Raw genomic sequence first — 9,733 nt, 5'->3', positions numbered from 1 at the left:
GTCCGGCCCTGTCGGAGGTCGAGGTGGCCGAGGCTGGGTGTGGGGCGTCGAGGCGGGAGGTGGTGAGTCGCCGGGTGCCCGGGCGGCCGGGGAAGCTGGCGTTGGTGGGTGTGGGGCGTCGGAAGCGGGTGCCGAACAAGGCGTTGGTGCGGGCGTTGTTGGTGCGGGATCGGTGTTGTCAGATGCCGGGGTGTGGTCGGACGCGGCATCTGCATGCCCATCATGTGCAGTTCTGGTCGGCGGGTGGTCGGACGGATCCGGACAATCTGATCTTGTTGTGCGGGTCGTGTCATCGGTCGTTGCATCGGGGCGAGTTCTCGATCACCGCTCACGGCAACCAGCGGTTCACGTTTCATCGGCCTGACGGTGCCGAGATCGAGGTGGCGCCGATGACTTCGAAGCCGCCGGAGTGGCAACCAAACCCTCGGATAAACACTGACGCGACGGTGCCGGTCGGTGGTGGCCGGATGGATCTGGGGTACACCACCGAGGTGCTCTACGCCGTGTGGGAATGGAAGGCGCACAGTGCAACTCGTCCAGAACCCGTCGCGGACAAGGCGGCGTGATCGCGCAGCTGTTAAACTGTCCACCGGTGTGCCGGGAAGTCTGGTCGGCTGCGCGTTGACGGTGAGCCCGCACGATGGGGTGGCCACGACGCGTACGTAGCCCACCCGACGAAAGACTCCGTACGCACCATGACTGATACCGAACCACGCCGGGCCACCCCGACGCTCTTCTCGCGCGGCTCCTGGCCCGAAGCTTCACGCATCGCCGACATCTTCCGGCGCGAAACCATCGGCGGGATGTTGCTGCTCGTCGCCGCGGTCGTGGCTCTCGTGTGGGCCAACTCGCCGTGGTCCGCCGCCTACTTCGGCCTCGGCGACGTCCACGTGGGGTCCGACGCGCTCGGGCTGCACCTCGATCTGTCCCTCGCGACCTGGGCGGCCGATGGCCTGCTCGCCATCTTCTTCTTCGTCGTCGGTCTCGAACTGAAGCGAGAGTTCGTCGCCGGCGACCTCCGTGACCCTGCCCGCGCGGCCCTGCCGATCGCCGCGGCGGTCGGTGGAATGGCCGTTCCCGCACTCATCTTCGTCACCATCACGATGTGGGCCGGAGACGGGGCGGTACAGGGCTGGGCCATTCCCACCGCCACCGATATCGCCTTTGCGGTCGCCGTGCTGGCCGTGATCTCCACGCACCTGCCCGTTGCGCTGCGCACCTTTCTGCTCACCCTGGCCGTGGTCGACGACCTGCTCGCCATCACGGTGATCGCGGTGTTCTACACCGAATCCATCAACGGCACCGCGCTGGCGGTGGCCCTCATTCCGCTGGCGGCCTTCGCCCTCTGCGTACAGCGACGGATCACCTCGTGGTGGCTGCTGCTGCCGTTGGCTGCACTCACGTGGGCATTCGTTCACGAGTCCGGGGTGCACGCCACGGTCGCCGGTGTCGTCCTGGGATTCACCGTCCCGGTGCTCCGGCGTGCCGAGGCGGGCGAAACGGACGCCCGGCATTGCCTGGCAGAGCATCTCGAACATCGGGTCCGGCCTCTCTCGGCCGGCTTCGCGATCCCGGTGTTCGCCTTCTTCGCCGCCGGCGTCACGATCGGCGGCCCCGGTGGGCTGCGCGAGGCACTCACGAATCCCGTTGCATTGGGCATCATCTGCGGTCTGGTGATCGGCAAGACGGTGGGCATCGTCGGCACCACCGCGCTCCTGGCCAGATTCACGCGAGCCACCCTCGATGCGAGCATCCGGTGGATCGACGTCACCGGTGTCGCGATGCTCGCCGGCATCGGCTTCACCGTTTCGCTGCTCATCGGCGACCTGGCGTACGACCCGGAATCCGAGCGCGCGGAATACGTCAAGATCGGCGTCCTGGTCGGGTCGCTGACAGCCGCCTCAGCCGCGGCAGCCATCCTGCGGATGCGCAACCGGCACTATCGCCGAGTGGCCGACGAAGAGTCCCGGGACGATGATCACGATGGCGTCCCGGACGTCTACCAGCGAGAAGGCCGGTGACCGTGCGCTGGGGGCTGAAACCGTACCGTCGTAGAAGCAGTCGAGCCGGGTGAGCGGAGCGCCGTGGAGTTGGTGTACCCGTCGCGGTCGAGGTAGACGATGAGCGCAGCCACAGATGACGTCGACCGCGCCATTGCGAAGCACGCACCGGCTGATCGTCGCGCACAGCTCGGCGCGATGATCAGTCGGTGATCACTCGGCCTGGTCGACGACTGGATCCACCGCGCCCGCCAGCGCCCTGCTGACCTCGAATTGCCGGACCAGGAACGCCTTCTCGTCCAGCTTCTTGCGCCGCATCCACGTCGTGACCTCGGAGTTGCACTTGCTCGCGTTGCACGACCCGCAGCACGGCACGACGTTGGCGACGGTGTACCGGCCGCCCCGGGAGATGGCGAGCATGCAGTCTCGCTGCAATGCGACACCGACCGCGCCGCAGTACGCGCACCCACCCCAGGCCTCCTGCAGTGCGAGCCACTGGGTGTCGGTGAGGTCGTTGTCGCGCGCGGCGACGCGTTTGCGGCGTCTCTTCGCGTAGCGATTGGCGCGGGTCGTGCTGCGGGTGGCCACGAGGGGAGCGTACCGCCCGGATCACATGAGTCACAGCAGTCACAGCCCGCGATGGTGTCGTGTCGTGCGCCCGGCAGCACGCCTACGGCTTTGCCTAGACTGGCACCCGTGAGCACGGCCATCCGCGACATGTCATCGACCGGGACCATCCCGACACCGTACGAGGACCTGCTGAGCCTCGTCATGGAGACGGGAACACCGAAGGCCGACCGCACCGGAACGGGGACACGCAGCCTGTTCGGCAGGCAATTGCGCTACGACCTCGCCGAAGGCTTCCCGCTGATCACCACCAAGAAGGTGCATCTGAAGTCGATCGTCTACGAGCTGCTGTGGTTCCTGCGCGGGGACTCCAACGTGCGATGGCTGCAGGAACGCGGGGTGAGCATCTGGGACGAGTGGGCCGACGAGAACGGTGAACTCGGACCCGTCTACGGGGTGCAATGGCGCAGCTGGCCGACCCCGTCCGGCGAGCACATCGATCAGATCTCGGCCGCGTTGGAGTTGCTCAAGACCAATCCCGATTCGCGCCGCAACATCGTGTCCGCATGGAATGTGGGGGAGATCCCGCAGATGGCGCTGCCGCCCTGCCACGCGTTCTTCCAGTTCTACGTCGCCGACGGCAAACTGTCGTGCCAGCTGTACCAGCGCAGCGCCGACCTCTTCCTCGGTGTGCCGTTCAACATCGCGTCGTACGCGCTGCTGACCCACATGATGGCCCAGCAGGCGGGGCTCGAGGTGGGCGAGTTCGTGTGGACCGGTGGCGACTGCCACATCTACGACAACCACGTCGATCAGGTGACCCTGCAGTTGTCGCGGGACCCGTACCCATATCCGAAACTCGAACTGCGCAAGCGGGATTCGATCTTCGACTACGAGTTCGACGACATCGCCATCGTCGACTATCAGTCCCATCCCGGGATCAAGGCCCCGGTGGCAGTGTGACGTCCGACCTCGCGGGGGAGGGGTCGCACCAGGTGCGGCTGGTCTGGGCGCAGGGCCGCGGTGGGGCGATCGGCCGGGACAACACGATTCCCTGGCGGGTTCCCGAAGACGTGGCGCGATTCAAGGAACTCACGGTCGGGCACCCGGTTGTCATGGGCCGCAAGACCTGGGATTCGCTGCCGCCGCGTTTTCGGCCGCTGCCCGGTCGCACCAATGTGGTCGTCACCCGTGACGCGGGGTGGTCAGCCGAGGGGGCGACCGTCGCGGGATCGGTGGCCGAGGCGCTCGAGCTCGCCGCCGGCGAACGGATCGGGGTCATCGGTGGCGGTGAGATCTACCGGCTCGCAATGAAGTTCGCGACCGAGCTGTGCGTCACCGAGATCGACGTCGAGGTCGACGGTGCCGACGCGTTCGCGCCGGAGATCACCGACGACTGGTCGGTGGCGGTCCGTGGCGAGTGGCAGATCTCGACGAGCGGGATCAAGTATCGCTTCGTCGACTACCGGCGCGTCCGGCAGGCCTGATGCCGCCGGATCGTCTCTCGCCCGCGCAGGCACGCCGAACCGCGCTCGCCGCACAGGGTTTCACCGACCGCCGGCCTGCCGCGGCGCCCACCATGACCCATCTCAAGCGAGTCGTCGGCCGGACGAGACTCCTGCAGATGGACTCGGTGAACATCGCCGCGCGAGCCCACTTCATGCCGCTGTACTCCCGCCTCGGCCCCTACGACCCCGACCTGCTCCACCGCGCCGCCTGGCAACCTGGTCGCGGTCGTCGGCTCCTCGTCGAGTACTGGGCCCACGAGGCCGCGCTGATCCCCGTGGCCGACTGGCCGCTCTTCCGCTGGCGGATGGACGACTTCGCCGATGGCCGGTACCGGCACACGCGTGACGTGATGCGCCGCAACCGTTCTCTGGTGAGCGACGTCCGGGCGGTGATCGAGGCGGTCGGCGCCACGACGCCCCGCGCCATCGAAGCGGAGCTGGGCATCGAGCGCGAACCCGGCGCCGCGGGCAGCTGGTGGCAGCGCGGCGAGGTCAAGCACCTGTGCGAGGCCATGTTCGCCGCCGGCGATCTGTCCGCGGTGCGCAACGGGAACTTCGTGCGCCACTACGACCTCACCGAGCGGATCGTCGGGGCCGACACGGTCGCGCTGCGACCCGGCCGCGCGGACGCCCACCGTGAGCTCGTCAACCGGGCCGCGCAGGCTCTCGGCGTCGCCACCGTCGCCGATCTCGCGGACTACTACCGGCTCCGGCCGGCCGACGCACGACCAGCGGTCGCCGAACTCGTCGAGAGTGGGGCGCTGCAGGAGATCTCTGTGGACGGCTGGCGCGATCCCGCCTACCTGGCCGCGGGTGCACCGATGCCGCGACGCGTCGACACCTCGGCCATCCTGTCGCCGTTCGACCCGCTGGTCTTCTTCCGTCCGCGGGCCGAGCGTCTGTTCGACTTCCACTACCGCATCGAGATCTATGTACCCGAACACAAACGCGTGCACGGCTATTACGTGCTGCCCTACCTGCTGGGTACCGACATCGCGGCGCGCGTGGACCTGAAGGCCGACCGCAAGAACCGCACCCTCCTGGTCCTCGGGGCGTACTGCGAACCCGGCCATTCCCGAGACCTCGTCGCCGAACGGCTGTCCGCGGACCTGCTGAGCTTCGCCGGTTGGCAGGACCTCGACGACGTCGTCGTGGCCGGGCGCGGGGACCTCGCACCCGACCTGCAGCGGAGGGCGCACGTCGGGTGAGGGTGCGCCGACCGGTGCGCGGGGTGATGCAATGGGCGGGGATCGAGAGTTCACGACTGTGATGGGAGACGAAGCGATGACCGTGTCGTATGAGGGCAACGACTACCGATTGGTGATGTTCGATCTCGACGACACCCTGGCGCCGTCGAAGAGCCCGCTCGACGACAAGATGGTCGAGCTCCTGCGGCGCATGCTCGACGTGAGCCTGGGCTGCATCATCTCCGGCGGCAACTTCACCCAGTTCGAGAAGCAGGTCCTCGCGCGGCTGGGCAGTTTCGACAGCGTCGGGAACCTCCATCTCATGCCGACCTGCGGAACCCAGTACGTGCGATGGTCCGGCGACGAGTGGGAGACCGTTTACGCGGAGTTCCTCACCGACGACGAGAAGCAGCGCACTCTCGAGGTGCTGGAGACCGGCGCGCGCGAACTCGGCCTGTGGGAGAGCGAGACGTGGGGTGACATCCTCGAGGACCGTGGCAGCCAGATCACCTTCAGCGCGCTGGGGCAGAAGGCCCCGGTCGACGAGAAGGCTGCCTGGGACCCCGACGGAGCGAAGAAGGAGTCGCTCCGTGCCTACGCCGCCGAGCGACTTCCCGACCTCGAAGTGCGCAGCGGTGGTTCGACGTCGGTGGACGTCACCAAGAAGGGCATCGACAAGGCCTATGGCGCACTCAAGTTGATGGACATCCTCGGACTCAGCACCAGCGACATCCTGTTCTTCGGCGACCGCCTCGACGAAGGCGGCAACGACTATCCGGTCAAGGCCCTCGGGATCACCTCGGTCGCCGTCCACGGCTGGCCCGACACCCATGCCAAGCTGTCGGCGCTGCTGGATCAGGTCGACACGCGCAGCTAACCCGCCGGCCCGCCCACCGGGACGACCCGCTGGGTGCCGTCGGCGACCCGGTAGGACTTCGCGTGGTACTGCCCGGACCGCGGGCTCGTCTTGTCGTGCACGAAGTACCAGTCCATCTGCGTTGCCGCCGGGGTCACGGTCAGGACCGAGTAGCCGTGCGCGTCGAACTCGCTCCAGCGCACGTGGTGGTTGGTGGCCCCGAAGGCCGAGGACACGGCGACTCCCGCGGTGTTGGCGGGCACGTTCAGCATGTCGTCGATGTTGGTCGACGTGATCGACGTGCCGACCAGTTCCGTTGCGACGCTCCCGCCGCCGGGATAGTTCGCCGGGTCGACCGGGATGTCACAGGCCCACGACGAGTGGATGTCGCCGGTGATGAACACGACGTTGTCGACGCGATCGCGCCGGAGCGCATCCAGCAGCCGTCGGCGATCGGCCGCGTAACCGTCCCACTGGTCGGCGTTGTACGGAATCCCCTCCCGCGGAATGCCCAGCAGCGCGGTGACCGCCCCGGTCGTCTGCGGATCCAGTGGGGGGATCAGCACGGGGGCGATCATCACCGGATTGCCGACGATCTTCCAGCGCGTCTCCGACGACGTGAGTCCGTTGGTCAGCCAGGACATCTGCGCCCGGCCGAGGATCGAGCGGGCGGGATCGTCGATGGCCGCCGATCGGGAGCTGACCTGCAGGTCGCGATAGGAGCGCAGATCCAGCATGGACAACTCGAGCAGACGGCCGAAGCGGAGCCTGCGGAACAGATGCCGGCCGGCGGTGTCGACCGCGGGGCGGATCGGCATCCACTCGGCGTAGGCGCGCAGCGCCGCGGTGCGCCGTGCGGCCCAGGAACCCTCGCTCGGCTGGTGGTTCTCCGCGCCGCCCGACCACGAGTCGTTCGACGACTCGTGGTCGTCCCAGATGCAGATGAACGGCAGCTCCCGATGCAATGCGGCCAGATCCGGGTCGGTCTTGTACTGCGCGTGGCGAGTTCGATAATCGCGCAGCGTGATGATCTCGTGCCGTGGCTCATGCGCCCGAACGGTTCCGGTCTTGCCGGTGTACCGGCCGGTCTCGTACTCGTAGAAGTAGTCGCCGAGATGGACCACCGCGTCGAGTGCGGGCTGCGCGGCGAGATGACGGTAGGCGGCGAAATACCCGGCCTCCCAGTTGGCGCACGAGACGACGCCGAACCGGATCTTCGCGACATGGGCACCGGTCGCGGGCGCGGTGCACGTACGTCCGGTCGGTGACACCGCGCCGGCGGCCGGGCCGGACACGACGGTGAAGCGGTAGTGGTAACGGGTCCGCGGACTCAGGCCGGTGACATCGATCTTCACCGTGTGGTCGGACTCGGCCGAGGTGCGGGTCTCGCCCGATGTCACAACAGACCCGAAGCCGGGGTCACGGGCGACCTCCCAACGAACCACGCTCTCCGGTCCGATCCCGGAACCGGGCGTCGCCGCCGGGGTCGGGGTGATGCGAGTCCAGAGGATGACGGCGTTCGGAAGTGGGTCGCCCGACGCGATGCCGTGACGGAACACCGCCGCCGACGGGGGTCGGGGCGACCGCGGGGCACCCTGGGCGACGACCGCGGGTGAGGCGAGCGCGGTCCCGGTCACGACCGCTCCCGTGCGCAGGAAATCGCGTCGTGTCGTCATCGCATCCCACCCCCGGTCTTCGAGCACGCCTGCAGGACTCTACCCGCGGGCACAGCCCGAAGGTGCGGTACGGAAGCGGTGGGGGAGAATCGGGTACCGCAGGGCACGCGGAGGTGTGGCCGTACGTGAGGGATGACAGGAGACATGCGTGTCCGAATTGGTGCCGCTGAAGGTGCAGATGGTGGCGATGACCCAGTTCACCCCTCCCGAGGACGTGCCGTGGAGCACCGACGCGGAGGGCGGTGAGGCGCTCGTCGAGTTCGCCGGTCGGGCGTGCTACCAGAGCTGGGACAAACCCAACCCGCGAACCGCGACGAATGCCGGCTATCTGCGGCACATCCTCGAGGTCGGTCACCTGTCGCTGCTCGAGCACGCGTCGGTGACCTTCTACATCAGCGGAATCTCGCGGTCGTGCACCCACGAACTGATCCGGCACCGGCACTTCTCGTACTCGCAACTGTCCCAGCGGTTCGTGCCCGAGCACGATTCGAACGTCGTGGCGCCGCCGGCGATCGTGGGGGACCCCGAACTCGAGGACCTGTTCACCGCGGCGACCGATGCCAGCCGGGCGGCCTACACCGAGCTCCTCGCGGCGCTCGAGGCGAAGTTCGCCGACGTCCCCAACGCCATCCTGCGTCGGAAACAGGCACGTCAGGCCGCTCGGTCCGTGCTGCCGAACGCCACCGAGACCAAGATCGTCGTGACCGGTAACCACCGGGCCTGGCGGCACTTCGTCGGCATGCGTGCCACTGAGCACGCCGACGTCGAGATCCGCCAGCTGGCGGTGGAATGCCTACGCCAGCTGATGCGTGTGGCGCCCACCGTGTTCGGTGATTTCGAGATCGGCACCCTGGCCGACGGGACCGAGGTCGCGACCTCACCGTTCGTGCTGGAAGGGTGAGGATCGTCACGGACAGGGAGGCGGTAGCCTTGAGCACCATGAACGCAGTCCAGGAACCGCTGCACGAGCATCCCTTCGGGACGAACGTGGTTGCGATGGTCACCCCCTTCCGCACGGACGGAAGCCTCGATCTGGACAAGGCGGCCGTTCTCGCCGACCACCTGGTCTCCAAGGGCTGTGACGGGCTGGTCGTGTCCGGTACCACCGGCGAGTCGCCGACCACCACCGTGCCGGAGAAGCTCGAACTGCTGCGGGTCGTCCTCGACGCGGTGGGCGACCGGGCCCGGATCACCCAGGGCGCAGGCAGTTACGACACCGCCGAGAGCGTCCGGTTCGCGATCGAGTCCGAGAAGATCGGCGCCCATGCGCTCCTCGTGGTGACCCCGTACTACTCGAAGCCGCCGCAGGCCGGCCTCCTCGCGCACTTCCGGACCGTCGCCGACGCCACCGCGTTGCCGGTCCTGCTGTACGACATCCCACCGCGCTCGGTGGTGCCGATCGCCAACGAGACGATGCTCGCCCTGGCCGAGCACCCGAACATCCGCGGGGTCAAGGACGCCAAGGGAGACCTGCACTCGGCGGCCGGCCTGATCGCGAGCACCAGCCTCGAGTACCTCTCCGGTGAGGACGCGCTCAACCTGCCCTGGCTGTCGATCGGTGCCACCGGGTACGTCAGCGTCATCGGTCACCTCGTCCCGGATCGATTGCGGGACATGCAGATCGCCGTCGAGAAGGGTGATCTCCACGCTGCTCGGGCGATCAACACCTCCATGCTCCCGCTCGTCAACGCCATGGGCCGGCTCGGCGGGGTCACCATGGTCAAGGCGGCGCTGCGCATCCTCGGGCTCGAGGTCGGCGACCCGCGCCTGCCGCAGGTGCCCGCGAACCCGGCGCAGATCGAGCAGCTGATCGTGGATCTGCGCGCGGCAGGAGTGCTGGTCTGATGACGGACAACGACACCACCGGCCCCGACGCCGGCAACGAGACCACCGGCACCGCCCGTCCCCGGACCCGACGCCGGACCGCCGCCCGCAAGGC

10 protein-coding genes are annotated in these 9,733 nt (G+C 68.1%); 8 read left to right on the top strand and 2 right to left on the bottom strand.

Annotated elements, in window-relative coordinates:
- The coding region (locus tag CA982_RS25895) for an HNH endonuclease (RefSeq protein WP_144066131.1) at window positions 1-566 on the top strand (566 nt) is incomplete at its 5' end.
- A gap of 129 nt (window positions 567-695) precedes the next feature.
- Window positions 696-2,021, top strand: coding sequence for a Na+/H+ antiporter NhaA (gene nhaA / locus CA982_RS25890; protein ID WP_086537919.1), 1,326 nt, complete (start codon window positions 696-698; stop codon window positions 2,019-2,021).
- 192 nt (window positions 2,022-2,213) lie between these two features.
- Here nhaA and CA982_RS25885 read toward each other — a convergent pair whose 3' ends face one another.
- Window positions 2,214-2,588, bottom strand: coding sequence for an HNH endonuclease (locus tag CA982_RS25885; RefSeq protein WP_086537918.1), 375 nt, complete (start codon window positions 2,586-2,588; stop codon window positions 2,214-2,216).
- 108 nt (window positions 2,589-2,696) lie between these two features.
- On the opposite strand from CA982_RS25885, the gene CA982_RS25880 reads away from it, so the two are divergent.
- The 4 genes from CA982_RS25880 to CA982_RS25865 all read left to right on the top strand — a co-directional run bounded on the left by CA982_RS25880 (window position 2,697) and on the right by CA982_RS25865 (window position 6,139).
- Complete coding sequence (locus CA982_RS25880) at window positions 2,697-3,530, top strand: thymidylate synthase (protein WP_086537917.1); 834 nt, start codon at window positions 2,697-2,699, stop codon at window positions 3,528-3,530.
- A complete protein-coding gene (locus tag CA982_RS25875; RefSeq protein ID WP_086537916.1) occupies window positions 3,527-4,054 on the top strand; it encodes a dihydrofolate reductase in 528 nt (175 codons plus the stop codon). Before CA982_RS25880 ends, CA982_RS25875 begins: the two co-directional genes overlap by 4 nt.
- Complete coding sequence (locus CA982_RS25870; protein ID WP_086537915.1) at window positions 4,054-5,283, top strand: winged helix-turn-helix domain-containing protein; 1,230 nt, start codon at window positions 4,054-4,056, stop codon at window positions 5,281-5,283. The genes CA982_RS25875 and CA982_RS25870 overlap by 1 nt, the downstream gene beginning before the upstream one ends.
- Before the next feature lie 76 nt (window positions 5,284-5,359).
- Window positions 5,360-6,139: an HAD-IIB family hydrolase gene (locus CA982_RS25865; protein WP_086537920.1), complete on the top strand. Its 780-nt coding sequence runs from the start codon at window positions 5,360-5,362 to the stop codon at window positions 6,137-6,139.
- Here CA982_RS25865 and CA982_RS25860 read toward each other — a convergent pair.
- A complete protein-coding gene (locus CA982_RS25860; protein ID WP_086537914.1) occupies window positions 6,136-7,794 on the bottom strand; it encodes an alkaline phosphatase D family protein in 1,659 nt (552 codons plus the stop codon). The two genes, CA982_RS25865 and CA982_RS25860, sit on opposite strands and share 4 nt — an antisense overlap.
- 148 nt (window positions 7,795-7,942) lie before the next feature.
- On the opposite strand from CA982_RS25860, the gene thyX reads away from it, so the two are divergent.
- The gene (thyX, locus tag CA982_RS25855; RefSeq protein ID WP_004021867.1) at window positions 7,943-8,695 is read left to right on the top strand and encodes an FAD-dependent thymidylate synthase; all 753 of its coding nucleotides are present in this window, start codon (window positions 7,943-7,945) and stop codon (window positions 8,693-8,695) included.
- A 38-nt stretch (window positions 8,696-8,733) separates the two neighbouring features.
- Window positions 8,734-9,639 (top strand): 4-hydroxy-tetrahydrodipicolinate synthase, encoded by a 906-nt coding sequence (gene dapA, locus CA982_RS25850; protein ID WP_086537913.1) that lies wholly within the window; start codon window positions 8,734-8,736, stop codon window positions 9,637-9,639.
- Window positions 9,640-9,733: the final 94 nt, after the last annotated feature.

This window comes from Gordonia lacunae (genome assembly GCF_002149015.1).
In the GTDB taxonomy this organism is placed as follows: Bacteria; Actinomycetota; Actinomycetes; order Mycobacteriales; family Mycobacteriaceae; genus Gordonia; species Gordonia lacunae.
This window is presented reverse-complemented; position numbering and strand designations above follow the sequence as displayed.

What these genes read in the sequence shown, in the direction of transcription:
- nhaA (WP_086537919.1), top strand. Translation starts at nt 696, where the DNA reads ATGACTGATACCGAACCACGCCGGGCCACCCCGACGCTCTTCTCGCGC.
- CA982_RS25870 (WP_086537915.1), top strand. Translation starts at nt 4,054, where the DNA reads ATGCCGCCGGATCGTCTCTCGCCCGCGCAGGCACGCCGAACCGCGCTC.
- CA982_RS25865 (WP_086537920.1), top strand. Translation starts at nt 5,360, where the DNA reads ATGACCGTGTCGTATGAGGGCAACGACTACCGATTGGTGATGTTCGAT.
- CA982_RS25860 (WP_086537914.1), bottom strand. Translation starts at nt 7,794, where the DNA reads ATGACGACACGACGCGATTTCCTGCGCACGGGAGCGGTCGTGACCGGG.
- dapA (WP_086537913.1), top strand. Translation starts at nt 8,734, where the DNA reads ATGAACGCAGTCCAGGAACCGCTGCACGAGCATCCCTTCGGGACGAAC.